The organism is Paenibacillus solanacearum, assembly GCF_910593845.1.
GTDB classification, from domain to species: domain Bacteria; phylum Bacillota; class Bacilli; order Paenibacillales; family NBRC-103111; genus Paenibacillus_G; species Paenibacillus_G solanacearum.
Genome location: NZ_CAJVAS010000015.1, coordinates 118,345 through 135,173, shown reverse-complemented (window position 1 = coordinate 135,173; position 16,829 = coordinate 118,345). Strand labels below are relative to the sequence as shown.

Below are 16,829 nucleotides of genomic sequence, written 5' to 3'. Positions count from 1 at the left end.
GGATGTTGTCATCCGGTTCGGTTTAGCCATTACCCCTCTGAAGGGAGTGACGTATAGATGCATTTCACACTATCCTCGTTTATTTTTGCCATCGTTGCGTTCGGAATTTTGATGCTGCTTCTTAGCAAATATGCTTTCGGACCGCTCATGGGCATCATGGAGCAACGTCGGAAGCTGGTTCTGGACCAAATGCAAAACGCGGAAGAGAACCGCAAACAAGCCGATGCATTGCTTGCGGAGCAAAAAGCAGCTCTGGAGCAAGTGCGCAACGAAGCAAAGCAAATTATGGAGCAAGCTCGCGTAACAAGCGGCAAGCAAGCGGAAGATATTATTCAGCAGGCGAAAGCGGAAGCGGATCGTCTGAAAGAAGAAGCGCTGCGAGAAATCGCGAACGAGAAAAACTTGGCCATCGCTTCCCTGCGCAACCAGGTTAGCGCGATGTCCGTAATGATCGCTTCGAAAATCATCGAGAAGCAAATCGATGAGAAATCTCAAGAGCAACTGGTTGAGCATTACCTAAAAGAAGTAGGGGGCAACCAATGAGCCAGGAGTTAATCGCAGCCAAAAGATATGCCAAAGCGTTGTTCGAGATCGCGCGTGAAAACAAGTTGATCGCAGAATTCGAGCAGCAGCTTAACCTTGTCGTTGCTGTACTGAAAGAGAACACCGATCTGAACAAGATCATCAAACACCCGGGGATCGGCTCCAAAGTAAAGAGCGACCTGATTCAGCAAATCTTCGGTTCATCGGTTTCGGAGCCTGTGCTGAACACGATCCAACTGTTGATCGAGCGCAGAAGAGAAGAAACGCTTGAAGCGTTCGCCCAAATGTATTCCAAAATCGCGAACGAAGCGCTAGGTCAAGCGAGCGCGATCGTATATTCGCCTGTGCAATTGACGGATGCGGAGCTCAGCAGCATCGCATCGACGTTCAGCAAGCTGACGGGCAAACAAATCCGAGTGGAATCGGTTCTCGATAAAAGCTTGCTCGGCGGCATTCAAGTGCGTATCGGCGACCGTCTGTACGACGGAAGCTTGTCCGGCAAGCTCCAGCGTCTGCAAAAAACGTTGAATCAATCTCAAGCACTGTAGATAGGGGTGAGGAAAGTTGAGTATTAAACCGGAAGAAATCAGCACGCTGATTAAACAGCAGATTGAACAATATAAATCCGAAATTCAAGTCGTTGACGTAGGTACGGTTATTTATGTTGGTGACGGTGTTGCCCGTGCGCATGGCCTGGAAAATGTCATGGCGGGCGAGCTGCTCGAATTTCCGAACGGAGTGATGGGCTACGCCCTGAACCTGGAGGAAAGCAACGTAGGTATCGTTATTTTGGGGCCTTACACGGATATTCGCGAAGGTGACCAAGTGAAACGTACCGGTCGCATCATGGAAGTTCCAGTCGGCGATGAGATGATCGGCCGCGTCGTCAATCCGCTCGGTCAGCCGGTCGACGGTAAAGGACCGATCAACACGACGCAGTTCCGTCCGATCGAGTCTCCGGCACCGGGCGTTATGGCTCGTAAATCGGTTCATGAGCCGATGCAAACCGGTATCAAAGCGATCGACGCGATGATCCCGATTGGCCGCGGCCAGCGCGAGCTGATCATCGGCGACCGTCAAACGGGTAAAACCGCGATTGCCATCGACACGATCATCAACCAAAAAGGCAACGGCATCAAATGTATTTACGTTGCGATCGGCCAAAAGCAATCCACGGTCGTTAACGTAGTGGAAACGCTCCGTAAAGCAGGCGCGATGGATTACACAATCGTCGTAACGGCAAGTGCGTCCGAGCCTTCGCCAATGCTGTGGCTTGCACCGTTTGCGGGCTGCGCCATGGGCGAGTACTTCATGTACAAGGGCGAGCATGTGCTGATCATCTATGACGACTTGTCCAAGCAAGCGGCCGCTTACCGCGAGCTTTCCTTGCTGCTCCGCCGTCCTCCGGGCCGGGAAGCTTACCCGGGCGACGTATTCTACTTGCACTCCCGTTTGCTCGAGCGCGCAGCGAAGCTGAACGACGAGCTTGGCGCAGGATCGCTCACGGCGCTGCCGTTCATCGAAACGCAAGCCGGCGACGTATCCGCCTATATCCCTACGAACGTGATCTCGATCACGGACGGACAGATCTTCCTGGAGTCCGACCTGTTCTACTCCGGTCAGCGTCCGGCGGTTAACGTCGGTATCTCCGTATCCCGGGTAGGTAGCTCGGCGCAAATCAAAGCGATGAAGAAAGTTGCCGGTACGCTCAAGACTGACCTTGCTCAATATCGCGAGCTTGCTGCGTTCGCAGCGTTTGGTTCCGACTTGGACCGCGCGACGCAAACTCGTTTGAACCGCGGTATTCGTACGCTGGAGCTCTTGAAGCAAGGCATCAATCAACCGCTGCCGGTTGAAAAGCAGGTTGCTGCGATCTATGTCGTCGTCAGAGGACATATCGACGACCTGCCGGTTCAGGACGTTAGTCGTTTTGAAGCCGGGTTCCTGGCATATCTTGACTCTAACCGTCCGGAAATTCTCGCGAACATCCGCGAAACGAACGATTTGACCGCAGATAATGAAAAAGCATTGGTGGATGCGATCCAACAGTTCAAAAAAGGGTTCGCGCCTTCGGCATAAATGACGTTTCACATTGCGGCTGACAAGCAGAGCCGCTGTGCATCGTGAGCTTCTCGCCCTGAGGCGGGGAGCTCGGCGCTGCATGCAGAGCAAGTTAACGAGCTTTCGAAGTATGGCTTTCCCGCAGCGGAAAGCTTCGAGAGAGAGGTGAGCACTTACATGGCAAAAGGTATGCGCGAGATTAAACGCCAAATCAAGTCGACACAAAACACGAAGCAGATCACCAAGGCAATGGAAATGGTTGCCGCGGCGAAGCTGAGAAGAGCGCAGCTGGCAGCAGAATCGGCACGTCCCTATGCGGATAAGCTGAAGGAAGTTGTCGGCAGCATCGCAGCTGGAACGCGTGGGGTGAAGCATCCTATGCTGCAGAGCCGTGTGATCAAGAAGACGGGGTACCTCGTCATTACGTCTGATCGCGGTTTGGCTGGTGGGTATAATGCCAACGTTTTGCGTAAAGTGGCTGCGGAAATCAAAGAAAAGCACAGCTCCCCGAACGAGTATGCTATTTTTGTCATCGGCCGCAAAGGCAGAGACTTTTTCCGTAAGCGCAATATGCCGGTCGTAGAGGAAGTGACGGGTCTTTCCGACTCGCCAGCATTCGCCGATATTAAAAGTATCGCTGCGTCGGCGGTGCGTAATTTCGAGAATGGTTCTTATGATGAATTGTACCTCGTGTACAATGAATTCAAAAACGCCATTTCCCAAATCCCTGTAATTAAGCGGTTGTTGCCGCTGGACGATATGAGCGGTTCGGCAGTATCGAACTATGAGTACGAGCCGTCACCGGAAGGCGTGCTGGAAGTGCTGCTGCCCAAATATGCAGAAACCTTAATATACAGTGCCGTATTGGACGGAAAAGCGAGCGAATTCGGCGCGAGAATGACGGCAATGAATAATGCTACGAAGAATGCGACGAAGATGATCAGCACGTACACGCTTGCTTACAACCGTGCGCGTCAGGCATCCATTACGCAGGAAATTTCCGAAATTGTAGCAGGTGCGAACGCCGCGCAGTGATCATATAAAAGCCTGGCTTCGGCCCGGCAATGCTTTCGAAGCAGTTTTTTGCCAGAGCAAAGCTTAACTAGGAGGGAAAACAGTGAGCAAAGGGCGCGTTATTAACGTAACGGGGCCGGTTGTCGACGTCGAGTTCGAGGGCGGACACCTCCCGGAAATTTTGAATGCGATCAGGATTGAAAGAAAAGCGCAAAGCGAAGGCGATCGTGACATCAGCCTTACGGTTGAAACAGCGGTTCACTTGGGCGACAACATGGTTCGTTGTATTGCCATGTCCACTACTGACGGTTTGGTTCGCGGTATGGAAGCCATTGATACCGGTGCTCCAATTTCCGTACCGGTCGGCGCGGCAACGCTTGGCCGCGTATTTAACGTTTTGGGTGAACCGATCGACGGTACGGGAGAAGTGGATCGTACACTGACGAGCCCGATTCATAAACCGGCTCCAGCGTTCGATGATTTGTCGACGCAAGTCGAAATTCTCGAAACCGGGATCAAGGTTATCGATTTGATGGCGCCTTACGTTAAAGGCGGTAAAATCGGCCTGTTCGGCGGTGCCGGCGTTGGTAAAACGGTAACGCTGCAAGAATTGATTCACAACATCGCTTCCGAGCTGGGCGGTATTTCCGTATTTGCCGGGGTAGGTGAAAGAACGCGTGAAGGTAACGACTTGTACCATGAAATGAGCGACTCCGGCGTTATTTCGAAAACCGCGATGGTTTTCGGACAAATGAACGAGCCGCCAGGTGCCCGTCTTCGCGTAGCTTTGACTGGCTTGACTATGGCAGAATATTTCCGCGATCAAGAAGGCCGTGACGTGCTTCTGCTGGTCGATAACATTTTCCGTTTCACACAAGCGGGTTCCGAGGTTTCCGCGTTGCTCGGCCGTATGCCTTCCGCGGTAGGTTACCAGCCGACGCTGGCTACCGAGATGGGTCAATTGCAAGAGCGGATTACGTCGACGAAAAACGGTTCCGTTACTTCGATCCAAGCGATCTACGTTCCAGCGGACGACTATACCGACCCGGCTCCAGCTACGGCGTTTGCACATTTGGACGCAACGACGAACTTGGAGCGTAACATTGCGGCTATGGGTATTTTCCCAGCGGTCGACCCGCTCGCATCTTCTTCCCGGATTTTGACGCCGGAAGTATTGGGCGAAGAGCATTACAATGTAGCTCAAGGCGTGAAGAAGCTTCTTCAGCGCTACAAAGAGCTTCTCGATATTATCGCGATTCTCGGTATGGACGAGTTGTCCGACGAGGACAAATTGGTCGTACTTCGCGCAAGACGCGTACAATTGTTCCTTTCACAGCCGCTTCACGTGGCGGAAGCGTTCAACGGGATTCCGGGCATCTACGTTCCGGTTAAAGATACGGTACGCAGCTTCAAAGAAATTTTGGACGGCAAGCACGACAACCTTCCGGAGCCGGCATTCCACAACGTGGGTACAATCGAGGATGCCGTTGAAAAGGCGAAGACGCTGTAATCGAGTATCCTAGGAGGGGAAGTAAGTGAGCACATTCCTGTTGGAAGTCGTAACACCGGAGCGGAAAGTGTATGCCGAACAGGTGAACATGATTATCGCGAAGGGCGTCGAGGGAGAGCTCGGGATTTTGCCGAACCACATTCCGTTGGTCACTCCACTGAAGATCGCTCCGATTACCGTGAAAAAGCAAGGGACTAAAGACGAGCTTATCGCGGTGAACGGCGGGTTTATGGAAGTGCGCAAGGACAAAGTGGTGATCCTGGCGGAAAGTGCCGAGCTGCCGGAACAAATCGATATCGAACGGGCTCAAGCTGCCAAGGAACGCGCTCAAAAACGATTGTCTGCCGCGAAGCAGGACGACATCGATTTCAAACGTGCCGAACTGGCATTGCAAAGAGCAATGAATCGGATTGACGTATCCGGGAAAAAATAAACAATGTAAGGGCGAGGGGACACCTTCGCCTTTTTACATATATAGGTAAGGAAATGTTAGACACCCCCCTAGTCATTTGATATAATTGGTAGGGCATCTAAAAAGGAAACAGTGCAAGAGATGGGAAGTTCTGATATAGGCATGCGTTCATAGGACGGGGACGATTGGCTGTAGGGGGCTTCTTTATGCTATTGTACGTTTCCAGGTTGCGGCCGACGCGTTGTTAAAAGCGGCTACAACCGCAAAGAACATACAGGGAGGCGGTCCGTTCGCGATGTACAGCAACAATTATGTGGTCGTAACGATATTTCTCTTCTTAGCCGTATTGCTTCCAATAGTAGCGCTTACAATCGGCAAATGGCTGCGGCCGTACAAACCGGCGGAAAGCAAGTATACGACTTATGAAAGCGGTAACGAGCCTGTGGGCGGCGGTCATGTGCGTTTTAATATCCGCTACTATCTTTTTGCGTTGATGTTCGTCATATTTGATGTGGAAACCGTATTTTTGTATCCTTGGGCCGTTGCGTATAAGCAACTAGGCTTGTTTGCGCTTGTAGAGATGTGCATATTTGTGGCCTTGCTCGTCATAGGCTTAATTTATGCTTGGAAGAAGAAGGTGCTGCAATGGACTTCAATTTAGAGACGATTTCGCCGGAAGAGCGGCGTGAGCTGGAACGCAACGTCTTCATGACGACACTCGAGCAAATCAAAGCATGGGCGCGCAGCAATTCGCTGTGGCCGCTTACGTTCGGTCTGGCCTGCTGCGCCATTGAGATGATGGGCACTGGCGCATCGCATTATGATCTGGACCGATTCGGCGTCATCTTCCGTACATCGCCCAGACAATCCGACGTGATGATTGTCGCAGGTACGGTGACGAAAAAGATGGCTCCGCTGCTGCGTCGTTTGTACGATCAAATGCCGGAGCCGAAATGGGTCATTGCCATGGGTTCCTGTGCTACGGCGGGCGGCCCTTATGTGAAATCGTATGCTGTCGTCAAAGGGGTGGACCAAGTTGTTCCCGTTGACGTCTATATTCCAGGCTGCCCGCCTAATCCTGCCGCGCTGATCTACGGCATTAACAAGCTGCAGGAAAAAATCCGCTACGAAGCGAAAACCGGTAAGCAGGTGACGAATGTATGAGCGACGAGCAAAAGCGTGAGAAGCCCGATCCCACGGGGGCTTCGGACGATGTAACGCAAAAGCCGCAAAGCGAGGTCCCTGCCGCAGGCGAAGGGGGCCAAGCTGGCGGCGAAGCAACGGCCAAGCCTGCGGGAAGCGAGGCGAAAGCGGCGCCAATGAGCGGCGAGCCAACGGCTGCACCCGGCGCTGATATTACAAAAGCCGGCGGTGCCGGGGAACCGCCGGGCGGCTATAAAGAGGCGAAGCCGGAAGCTGAGGGCGCTGCCGTGCAAGCAGACGAAGCCAGTGGCGAGTCGCCGGCGGCGGCGTCCGGCGATGCGCCGGCAGGCGAAGCGGCGGCGCCGGTAGATGCGGAGCGTGAAGCGAAGCTGAAGGCCGCAGCGGAAGCGAGAGCAGCCCGAGCGGCAGCACGCGCAGCGCAGGCTGGAGCGGAGCCGGGCGATGCGCCCGCGGGAGAGGCGGCGACGCCGGAGGACGCCGAGAAAGAGGCGAAGGCGAAGGCTGCTGCCGAGGCGAGAGCCGCGCGGGCAAGCGCCAGAGCTGCGAAGACGGCGGAGCCGGAAGGGCCGAAGGAGCCTTCGCCAAGTCAGCCGCTGCTGGACCGGCTTGTGGCGATCTTGAAGGAGCGCCATCCCGACTGTGTTGAGGAGGCGTTCGTTAATGAAAAAGGCGGCCATGTGCCCTATGTTGTGGTGAAAGGCAACAACTGGCTGTCCGCTGCTGAAGTATTGAAACATCATGCGGAGCTCAAGATGGACTACCTTCGCAACGTTTCCGGGATCGATATGGAAACGCATATGGAGGTCGCGTACCACTTGATTTCCTTGGAATTGAAGCAGGATTATGTTGTCAAGGTAAAAACGAACCGTGAGACGCCTTCGGTACCGTCTGTAACAGGCATTTGGCCGACGGCTAACTGGAACGAAAGAGAAATATACGATTTGTTCGGTATCGATTTTCCGGGACATCCCGACCTGCGCCGCATTATGATGGCTGACGACTGGGTAGGCCATCCGCTGCGCAAAGACTACGAGCCGCTCGACCCGGAGGTGTAGAGAAGCGTGTCCATAAGAACGGAAGAACTGCTGTTGAACGTAGGCCCGCAGCATCCGAGTACGCACGGGGTATTTCGCATCGTGGTGAAGCTGGACGGCGAGATCATTACCGAAGCGGATCCGGTCATGGGCTACCTGCATCGCGGAACCGAGAAGCTGGCGGAAAATTTGACGTACACTCAAATCATTCCGTACACGGACCGGATGGACTACGTGTCCGCGATGACCAACAACTACGTGCTGGTCCATGCGGTAGAGAAGCTGATGCAGCTGGAAATCCCCGAGCGAGCGGAATTTTTGCGGCTGATCGTCATGGAACTGCAGCGCATCGCAAGTCATATGGTATGGTGGGGAACGTATTTGCTCGATATCGGAGCGATGAGCCCCTTTTTGTATGCGTTCCGCGACCGGGAGATCATTATTAACCTGTTCAACGAGCTGTGCGGCGCGCGCCTGACATACAACTATATGCGCGTCGGCGGCGTCAAATGGGATGCGCCGGAAGGCTGGATTGAAAAGGTGCGCGATTTCATCCCGTATATGTACGATAAGCTGGAGGAATACAACGAGCTGGTCAGCGGCAACGAAATCTTTTTGGCGCGGATCAAGGGCATCGGCAAGTATGATGCTCAGACAGCTATCGCGTATGGGCTTAGCGGCGCGAATCTGCGATGTACCGGGGTCGATTGGGATCTGCGGAAAACGCAGCCCTACAGCTTGTACAACCGTTTTGAGTTCGATGTGCCGGTACGGACGGGCGGAGACTGCTACGACCGCTATTTGCTTCGTCTGGAGGAAATCCGGCAATCGCTGCGCATTTTGGAGCAAGCCGTCGAGCAGTTCCCGGCGGAGGGCGAAATTATGGGCAAAGCGCCAAGGGTTATCCGTCCACCGGAAGGGGAAGTCTATGCGGCAATCGAATCCCCGCGGGGAGAGATTGGCTGCTATATCGTGTCCAAAGGGAAGGATAAGCCGTATCGTCTGAAGTTCCGCAGGCCGTCCTTTGTCAATTTGCAAATTTTGCCGAAGCTGCTTGTGGGCGAATCGATGACGAATTTAATAACAATTCTCGGAGGCGTAGACATCGTCGTCGGGGAGGTGGATTGTTAATGCCTGATTTATTACAGCAACAGCTTACTTGGATGAACTTCGCCATATTTTTTGCATGGGGTGTCGTTCTGCTGCTTGTCGTGCTAGGCTTCGTGACCTACGCGATTTATTTCGAGCGGAAAGTTATCGGCTGGATGCAGCTGCGGATCGGTCCGAACCGGGTAGGGCCGTTAGGATTGCTTCAATCGGTGGCCGACGTATTCAAACTGCTCATTAAGGAAGATACGATCCCGCGCAAAGCGGAGCGAGAGCTGTTCATTCTGGCTCCGGTCATTACGTTTATACCGGCCTTCACCGTCGTAGCCGCCATTCCGTTTACGGACCGGCTCATCAGCAGCGACCTGAACGTCGGCGTGCTGTTCTACGTCGCGCTCTCCGGCATTTCGACGATCGGGATCGTGCTCGGAGGATGGGCGTCGAACAATAAGTATGCGCTGCTGGGCGGCATGCGTTCCGCGGCGCAAATGATCAGCTACGAAATTCCGCTCGTCATTTCCGTTGTCGGCACCGTGATGATGACCGGCAGTATGAATTTGCGGACTATCGCCGACCTCCAAGCCGGGGGCTTCTGGCACTGGAACTTCCTTCCGCAAATTATCGGCTTCTGCGTGTTCGTGATCGCTGCCGTTTCCGAGCTGAACCGGACGCCGTTCGACTTGCCGGAAGCGGAATCCGAGCTTGTCGCGGGCTACCACGTGGAATACAGCGGCTTTCGATTCGCCTTCTTCATGCTTTCGGAGTACGTATATGTGTTTGCCATCGCAGGTTTGACGACCACGCTGTTTCTCGGCGGGTGGCATGCGCCGTTCCCGTTCCTTGACTTTATACCGGGGATTATCTGGTTCCTGCTCAAATTTTCGTCTATCGTCTTCTTCCTTTTCTGGCTGCGCGCTACGCTGCCGCGGGTGCGCGTCGACCAATTGATGGGGCTGGGGTGGAAAGTGCTGCTGCCGCTGTCGCTCATAAACATATTTGTAACGGCAATTTATATGGCTATCGCGATGTAATGGCAGGCTTGCCGTGCGCGCGGCTGCAACAGTTTCATCTGCCGCAGCCATTCGTTGAATAAACTGGATTGTTCGTTGTCAACAACGTTGTAACGGCTACAATCGCAAGCTTGATTATCCGTTGTCAACAACGTTGCAACGGTTACAATCGTAAAGCCTGATTGTCCGTTGTCAACAGAAAGGGTGAGAACCAATGAAGGGCATTATTAAGGGCTTGGGCGTAACGTTCAAAAGCATGACGCAAAAAAAGATTACCTACGCCTATCCTGACGTACCGCTCGAAATGCCGGACCGGTTCCGCGGAATACAGCATTTTGACCCTGAAAAATGTATCGTATGCAATCAGTGCGCGCGCATTTGCCCGACGGAGTGCATCAACTTGGTCGGCAAGGCGAATCCGGATCCGGAGAAGAAGGGGAAAGTCATCGACACCTACGACATTAACTTCGAGATCTGTATTTTGTGCGACTTGTGCACCGAGGTATGTCCTACGGAAGCCATCGTCATGACGAACAATTTTGAACTGAGCACTTACAGCCGAGACGATTTGTTTAAAAATTTGCAGTGGCTGAATGAAAATAACGTAAATGTGCGTAAGGAAAACAATTCGGCGCTTCCGAAAGGTGGGGCGAAGTAATGCTAGGTAATATTGCGAGCTTTCTCTCAAGCGGTCAAAACGTAGCTTTCTTCATTTGCGCCCTGCTTGCGATCGGGGGGGCTATTTTCATGCTCAGCTTTACGAAGGTCGTTCATATGTTAACGGCTCTCGCGCTGACGTTCATCAGCTTGGCCGGGTTGTATGTGGTGCTGGAGGCGGAATTCGTTGCCGTTGTGCAAATCTTGATCTACGCCGGCGCGATCTCGATTCTGATGATTTTCGGGATTATGATGACGAAACATCAAGGGGAAGAGCAAATGCCGAAGCGTCCGTGGCACAACGGACTGCTCTTGATCGGGGCGGCAGCACTGTTCGGCGTTATTTTCTTCGCGATCCAGAACACGGAGCTGCCGTCCGGCACATTCCAATCCGCCGAGGATAACACGCTCGAGATCGGAAAGCTGCTCTTCAGTGCGCATGTCATTCCGTTCGAGCTGATGTCCGTGCTGCTCACGGTCGCCTTTATCGGCGCGATCATCGTAGCGAAGAGAGAGGAGGACTGACGTATGGGACCTGCTGCTGCCGGACTCGCCACGCCTTACTTGACGCTGGCCGCGATTCTGTTTTGTATCGGGCTGTACGGCGCGCTGTCGAAGAAAAACGCCGTCATCGTGCTGCTCTCGATCGAGCTGATGCTGAATGCCGTCAATCTGAATCTGGTCGCTTTCTCCAAACTGGGCGTAAATCCGGGTTTGACCGGACAAATCTTTTCGTTGTTCAATATTACGATTGCCGCAGCCGAGGCCGCTGTCGGTATCGCGATTTTGATCGCGTTCTACCGCAACAAAGGAACCACGGATGTTAACGAGATGGACTCGCTGAAGCGATAATCGTCGCTTCCGTGCGGATATTTCACAGAATGAGGCCCGTTTGCTGAACAACATGCTTACGGATTAGCTTGCCAAGTGTTGCGGCGGAGTTAACGGGTATGGGCTCCGGTGTCAACATTCAAGCTAGAAGGAGGACTTAAGCTCATGGTATCGGCTTACTCGCAATACGCCTGGCTGATCCCGGTGTTTCCTCTGCTGTCGTTCTTATTACTGACGGCGGTGGGACGCCAACTTCGGGATGCGGGCTCCTATATCAGCATTGTGGCCGTGTTCGCATCGTTTGTCTTATCCGTGCTCATCTTTTGGGAGCGGATCGGCGGACAGGTTGAAGATTTCACGTGGAACAAATTAGATTGGATCAAGCTCGGCAACGGCTCGCTTTCGATGGGGTTTGAAGTGACGAATTTGAACGCGCTCATGCTCGTCATCGTCACTTTGGTGAGTCTGCTCGTCAATATTTACTCGAGAGGGTATATGCACGACGACGAGCGCATCAACGTGTTTTTTGCATACATAGCGCTGTTTACGTTCTCCATGCTGGGGCTGGTCATTTCGGAGAACCTGATACAGCTATTTATTTTCTGGGAGCTGGTGGGCGTCTGTTCGTTCCTGCTGGTCGGGTTCTGGTACTTCAAGCCCGAAGCGCGGGCCGCGGCCAAAAAAGCGTTCATCGTTACGCGCGTGGGCGATGTCGGTTTGTTCCTTGGCATCTTGCTGTTGTTCTGGGTGATGCCGAACCATGCGATGGACTTCAGCTCGATTCACAATGCATTTACGACCGGTAAAATATCGGGCGATACGGCGACCTGGATCGCGATTTTGATCTTCATCGGCGCGATGGGCAAGTCCGGGCAGTTTCCGCTGCACACCTGGCTTCCTGACGCCATGGAAGGTCCAACTCCGATCAGCGCCTTGATCCATGCAGCAACGATGGTCGCAGCGGGCGTATATTTGGTCGCGCGGACGTTCGATATTTTTACGGCTTCGCCGGTCGCTTTAACCGTCGTTGCGGTAGTCGGCGCCTTTACGGCGATATTCGCGGCGACGATCGGCACGGCGCAGAACGATATCAAACGCATACTCGCCTATTCGACGGTAAGCCAGCTCGGCTATATGATGATGGCGCTCGGGATCGGGACGACCATTGCGTATACGGCAGGCATCTTTCACTTGCTTACCCACGCGTTCTTCAAAGCGCTGTTGTTTCTCGGTGCGGGCAGCGTAATCCATGCCGTTCATACGCAGGATATCCACGAGATGGGCGGCGTCGGCAGCAAAATGAAAGTGACCGCCTGGACGTTTGCGATCGGTGCGCTGGCGTTGAGCGGCATTGTGCCGCTGTCCGGCTTCTGGTCGAAGGATGCGATCCTTGCGGAAGCGTGGAACACAGGGCATACGGGCTTGTTTTGGGTCGGTTTGATTGCCGCCTTTTTTACCGCATTTTACATGTCTCGCTTGTTCTTCCTCGTCTTCATGGGCAAGCCGCGCCATCAAGGGCATGTGCATGAATCGCCCGCATCCATGACGTTCCCGCTGATCGTACTCGCGGTGCTTGCGGTCGTGGCCGGCTTTGCGTTCACGCCGTTCAGCCCGTGGCTCGGCTCGTGGTTGACTGGACATGCAGAGGAAGAGCATGCGCAGTGGTTTGTAATGATCATGTCAACACTCGCAGGCGTGCTGGGCATCGGAGTCGGCTATCTCGTCTATTTGAAGCGCACGATTCCGGCTGACACGATCTCTGCTCGGGCTCCGTGGCTGTACCGGCTGCTAAACCGGAAGTATTACATCGATGAGCTGTACCAGGCTGTGATCGTCAACGCTTTGCAGGGCCTTGGGCGCTTGCTGCAATGGTTTGACATTTACGTCGTAGATGGACTCGTCCGGCTTTCCAGCTATGCGGTCGTCGGTATCGGCCGGTTAGGCTCGCGTCTCCAGAATGGGCAAGTGCAATCGTACGGCCTCGCTACACTGCTTGGGCTGCTGATTATTATGCTGGCCATCGCAGGAAGGAGGTTCATCCATGCCGGATAATATGCCGATCTTGTCGCTGATCGCCTTTACGCCGCTCATCGGCGTGCTGATCCTGCTCTTTATGCCGAAGACGCAAGGGCAATGGATCAAAGCGACGGCGATTGTCGTCACGCTGATCCCGCTGATCTTGTCAGGCTGGCTGTACGCGCAGTTTAACTCCAACCTGGAAGGCATGCAGTTTAAAGAAGAGGTTCCGTGGATTCTCGTTCCTTTGAATAAAGAAGTGCAAGGGCTCAGTCAGCTGACCTCGTTCTTCTTCGAGTTCAAGTATGTCATGGCCGTGGACGGCTTGTCGCTTCCGCTCGTGTTTTTGACCGCGCTTGTCGCCACCATGGCAGCGCTCGCTTCCGTGTACATTAAAAAGCGGTGGAAGTCGTATTTCATTTGGTTTCTGCTGCTGGAAACGGGAATGTTCGGCGTATTCATGGCACAAGACTTGTTTTTGTTCTTTGTGTTCTTCGAAATTACGCTCATTCCGATGTTTTTCCTCATTGGCATATGGGGCTACATGGACCGAGAAAAAGCGGCCAATAAATTTCTCATCTACAACGGCATTGGCTCCGCCATCATGCTCATTGCGTTCCTGATCCTTGTAGCTACGGCGGGATTCGGACAAACGGCGGGGGGCAACGGGGTATCCATCCACTACTCCGGCGATTTGAATGTCATCACGGAGCACTTGTTCCAGAACGCCGATTCCTACGTGAAGCAGGGCGATTTGGAAGGGAATCCGTTCTTCCTTAGCGAAACGATGAAGTGGACCTTGTTCATCATGCTGCTTGTCGCGTTCGGGATTAAGCTTCCGATCTTCCCGTTCCATACTTGGATGCTGAAGGTACATACGGAAGCGCCGCCATCCATCGTCATGATCCACTCCGGCATACTGCTGAAAATGGGCGCCTACGGCTTTATTCGTTTCGGTGTCATGCTGTTTCCGCAGCAAGCGGTACAATGGGCCACGGTGCTTGCGGTTCTCGGCGTAATCAACATTTTGTACGGCGCTGTACTGGCGTTCGTGCAGAAGGAATTCAGACTCGTTCTGGCCTATTCCAGCATAAGCCATATGGGCATCGTACTGCTTGGGATCGCCGCGTTCAATACGGTCGGCATCCAAGGGGCGGTATTCCAGCTCGTATCGCACGGGCTGATCTCCGCGCTGATGTTCCTGCTGGTCGGTAGCATATATGAACGGACGCAATCGACACAAATCGATGAGCTGGGCGGGCTGGCCAAATCGGTTCCGTTCATTTCCGGCATTTTGCTTGTGGCCGGAATGGCGTCTCTCGGGCTGCCGGGGTTGTCCGGCTTTATCAGCGAGTTTTTATCGTTCCTGGGCTTGTTCGAAACGCATAAAATATTGACGGCGATCGGTGCGCTGGGCATTATTTTGACGGCTGTTTACGTGCTTCGCGGGGTGCTCGCCATTACTTTCGGACCGCAAAAGCCGAGTCTTCCGGAAATGCGCGACGCAAGGCTCATCGAAGCGATTCCGATGATTGTGCTCGTTGCTTTTATTGTGGTGCTGGGGATTTACCCGGCCATCCTGAGCGAGCCGCTGCAACAAACGGTTAACAGCTTCGACCAATTTATTCATAGCGTAGCGAAGATGGGAGGTTAGACCGGTGGAACCGATACGTCTTCAACTTAGCGAACTGGGACTGCTGGCCCCGGAGCTGACATTAGTCGCTGCTGCTGTGGTGTTGTCTTTGCTCGATTTACTGCTGCCGCGGCAGACGAGCCGAACGATGCTCGGCTGGTTGTCGCTCGCCAGTATACTCATTTCCGCATTATTCGTCGTGTCTCATCTCGATCCGGCGGAACCGACGCAACTGCTGCACTATAGCTACCGCATTGACGATTTCGCCAATATCATGAAGCTGATTTTGCTTACGGGCGCGGGACTCATTACGTTCATGAGCATCGGATCGGTGAAGGAAGAGGAAATTCCGCATATCGGCGAATATTATTACTTGCTGCTGCCGGCGACGCTGGGCGGCATGATCATGGCTTCCTCCGGCGATCTGATTACGTTGTTCGTCGGGCTGGAGCTGCTCAGTATCACATCGTATATCTTGGTGGCGATGCGGAAAAAGAATCTTTCCACCAATGAAGCGGCATTCAAATATATCGTGCTCGGCGCTATTTCCTCGGCAATAATTTTGTACGGGATGTCCTTCCTTTACGGGATGTCGGGGTCAACGGCGGTCATCGATATCAATTCGGCCCTCGGTCAATCGGGCCAAGGCATGCTGCCGATGATATATTTGAGCTTCTTCCTGCTCCTCGCGGGCTTCGGCTTCAAGGTGGCGGCCGCGCCGTTCCATATGTGGGCGCCTGATGTGTATCAAGGCGCGCCGACGCCGGTGACCGCGTTTTTGGCCGTCGTGTCCAAGGCGGCGGCATTTGCCGTCCTGTTCCGATTGATGTACGGCATTTACGCCGTAGGCGACATGATGAGCTTGCCGATTCATCAGGATGTACTGACGACGCTGATGGTTGTGGCGGCGGCGGCTATGATCCTCGGTAATTTCATCGCGCTGCGCCAAACGCACATGAAACGGCTGCTCGCCTATTCCGGCATAGCCAATACCGGGTATTTGCTCGTGCCGATCGCCGTGCAGTTTTCGATGACGCATTACTCTAATTTTTCAGAGTTTGCGTTTTACTTGATCGCCTATCTGTTTATGAATATCGGGATGTTTGCGGTGCTCATGATCATTGAACGATCGACAGGCGAGGAAGCGATTAAAGGATTGGCGGGTTTATATTACCGTGCTCCAGGCATGGCGGTCGCTGTGCTGCTTCTCTTGCTCTCGCTCGCCGGCTTGCCGATTTCCGGAGGCTTCTTCGGGAAGGTATACATTATGCTGGGGGCCATGCAAACGCAGCATTACTGGCTGGCCGCCGTCATGATCCTGACAAGCGTCGTTTCGTTCTATTACTACTTCGGTTTTATTCGCCAAATGTTCATGCGCAGCGAAGACGAAAGCCATCCGGTGGAAGTGCCGCTTCCGCTCGGGATTACGATGTGGCTGTGCGCAGGTATTAGCGTGCTGCTCGGTCTTGTGCCGCAGTGGGTGCTCGGTTACATTGAGCGCATTTTCACGCTGACGAAAGATTTATTCTTCTTCACTTGACAAGAGGCAATAACCTGTATTTGAATGGCTTGGCATGATGCCCATAGGAAGCCCTGCGTCCTCCGGAAGGAAGGAGACAATGGGGCTTCTTTTTGCATTGTTTGGAACCGCTCGAATTCGGGTAATGAATGCTTTGAGCAGCTTTGACGGACAAACGTCGGTTTACGAATAAATTGACCATATGAATGCGTTTTCAGATATGTGGCTTCCCCTGCGAATAGGCCGTTTTACGCCAAAAAGTGAATAGTGTAAGAAGGTTTTCAATTCCAGTTGCAGGGAGTATTCAGAAGCCTTAGA

Annotated in this window: 17 protein-coding genes; all 17 read left to right on the top strand. The window is 53.5% G+C overall.

From position 1 onward, the window contains the following. Nucleotides 1–57 precede the first annotated feature (57 nt). The 17 genes from atpF (at nucleotide 58) to KXG62_RS17565 (ending at nucleotide 16,532) form a co-directional block, all read left to right on the top strand. Nucleotides 58–543, top strand: a complete 486-nt coding sequence (gene atpF, locus KXG62_RS17645) for a F0F1 ATP synthase subunit B (protein ID WP_218093307.1) — start codon at nucleotides 58–60, stop codon at nucleotides 541–543. After that, nucleotides 540–1,091: a F0F1 ATP synthase subunit delta gene (locus tag KXG62_RS17640; protein WP_218093306.1), complete on the top strand. Its 552-nt coding sequence runs from the start codon at nucleotides 540–542 to the stop codon at nucleotides 1,089–1,091. Before atpF ends, KXG62_RS17640 begins: the two co-directional genes overlap by 4 nt. 16 nt (nucleotides 1,092–1,107) lie before the next feature. Beyond that, nucleotides 1,108–2,622 (top strand): F0F1 ATP synthase subunit alpha, encoded by a 1,515-nt coding sequence (atpA, locus tag KXG62_RS17635; RefSeq protein ID WP_218093305.1) that lies wholly within the window; start codon nucleotides 1,108–1,110, stop codon nucleotides 2,620–2,622. A gap of 159 nt (nucleotides 2,623–2,781) precedes the next feature. After that, entirely contained in the window at nucleotides 2,782–3,639 is an 858-nt protein-coding gene (gene atpG, locus KXG62_RS17630) for an ATP synthase F1 subunit gamma (RefSeq protein ID WP_218093304.1), read from the top strand. A gap of 82 nt (nucleotides 3,640–3,721) precedes the next feature. Continuing rightward, nucleotides 3,722–5,128, top strand: a complete 1,407-nt coding sequence (gene atpD, locus KXG62_RS17625) for a F0F1 ATP synthase subunit beta (RefSeq protein ID WP_218093303.1) — start codon at nucleotides 3,722–3,724, stop codon at nucleotides 5,126–5,128. Nucleotides 5,129–5,153: 25 nt separating this feature from the next. After that, nucleotides 5,154–5,561, top strand: coding sequence for a F0F1 ATP synthase subunit epsilon (locus KXG62_RS17620; RefSeq protein WP_218093302.1), 408 nt, complete (start codon nucleotides 5,154–5,156; stop codon nucleotides 5,559–5,561). A 274-nt stretch (nucleotides 5,562–5,835) separates the two neighbouring features. Continuing rightward, complete coding sequence (locus KXG62_RS17615; RefSeq protein WP_218093301.1) at nucleotides 5,836–6,201, top strand: NADH-quinone oxidoreductase subunit A; 366 nt, start codon at nucleotides 5,836–5,838, stop codon at nucleotides 6,199–6,201. Next, a complete protein-coding gene (locus tag KXG62_RS17610; RefSeq protein ID WP_218093300.1) occupies nucleotides 6,186–6,704 on the top strand; it encodes a NuoB/complex I 20 kDa subunit family protein in 519 nt (172 codons plus the stop codon). The genes KXG62_RS17615 and KXG62_RS17610 overlap by 16 nt, the downstream gene beginning before the upstream one ends. Next, on the top strand, nucleotides 6,701–7,759 hold the full coding sequence (locus KXG62_RS34390) for an NADH-quinone oxidoreductase subunit C (protein WP_281426868.1): 1,059 nt from the start codon (nucleotides 6,701–6,703) through the stop codon (nucleotides 7,757–7,759). Before KXG62_RS17610 ends, KXG62_RS34390 begins: the two co-directional genes overlap by 4 nt. A gap of 6 nt (nucleotides 7,760–7,765) precedes the next feature. Further along, the gene (locus KXG62_RS17600; protein WP_218093299.1) at nucleotides 7,766–8,869 is read left to right on the top strand and encodes an NADH-quinone oxidoreductase subunit D; all 1,104 of its coding nucleotides are present in this window, start codon (nucleotides 7,766–7,768) and stop codon (nucleotides 8,867–8,869) included. Then, nucleotides 8,869–9,876, top strand: a complete 1,008-nt coding sequence (gene nuoH, locus KXG62_RS17595) for an NADH-quinone oxidoreductase subunit NuoH (RefSeq protein WP_218093298.1) — start codon at nucleotides 8,869–8,871, stop codon at nucleotides 9,874–9,876. The genes KXG62_RS17600 and nuoH overlap by 1 nt, the downstream gene beginning before the upstream one ends. A 193-nt stretch (nucleotides 9,877–10,069) precedes the next feature. Further along, complete coding sequence (gene nuoI, locus KXG62_RS17590; protein WP_218093297.1) at nucleotides 10,070–10,513, top strand: NADH-quinone oxidoreductase subunit NuoI; 444 nt, start codon at nucleotides 10,070–10,072, stop codon at nucleotides 10,511–10,513. Further along, complete coding sequence (locus tag KXG62_RS17585) at nucleotides 10,513–11,037, top strand: NADH-quinone oxidoreductase subunit J (protein ID WP_218093296.1); 525 nt, start codon at nucleotides 10,513–10,515, stop codon at nucleotides 11,035–11,037. The genes nuoI and KXG62_RS17585 overlap by 1 nt, the downstream gene beginning before the upstream one ends. Before the next feature lie 3 nt (nucleotides 11,038–11,040). Continuing rightward, nucleotides 11,041–11,364, top strand: coding sequence for an NADH-quinone oxidoreductase subunit NuoK (nuoK, locus tag KXG62_RS17580; protein ID WP_218093295.1), 324 nt, complete (start codon nucleotides 11,041–11,043; stop codon nucleotides 11,362–11,364). Nucleotides 11,365–11,508: 144 nt separating this feature from the next. Beyond that, nucleotides 11,509–13,395, top strand: coding sequence for an NADH-quinone oxidoreductase subunit L (gene nuoL, locus KXG62_RS17575; protein ID WP_218093294.1), 1,887 nt, complete (start codon nucleotides 11,509–11,511; stop codon nucleotides 13,393–13,395). Next, complete coding sequence (locus tag KXG62_RS17570) at nucleotides 13,385–15,013, top strand: complex I subunit 4 family protein (RefSeq protein ID WP_218093293.1); 1,629 nt, start codon at nucleotides 13,385–13,387, stop codon at nucleotides 15,011–15,013. Before nuoL ends, KXG62_RS17570 begins: the two co-directional genes overlap by 11 nt. A gap of 4 nt (nucleotides 15,014–15,017) precedes the next feature. Beyond that, nucleotides 15,018–16,532, top strand: coding sequence for an NADH-quinone oxidoreductase subunit N (locus KXG62_RS17565; protein ID WP_218093292.1), 1,515 nt, complete (start codon nucleotides 15,018–15,020; stop codon nucleotides 16,530–16,532). The last annotated feature ends 297 nt before the right edge of the window (nucleotides 16,533–16,829 follow it).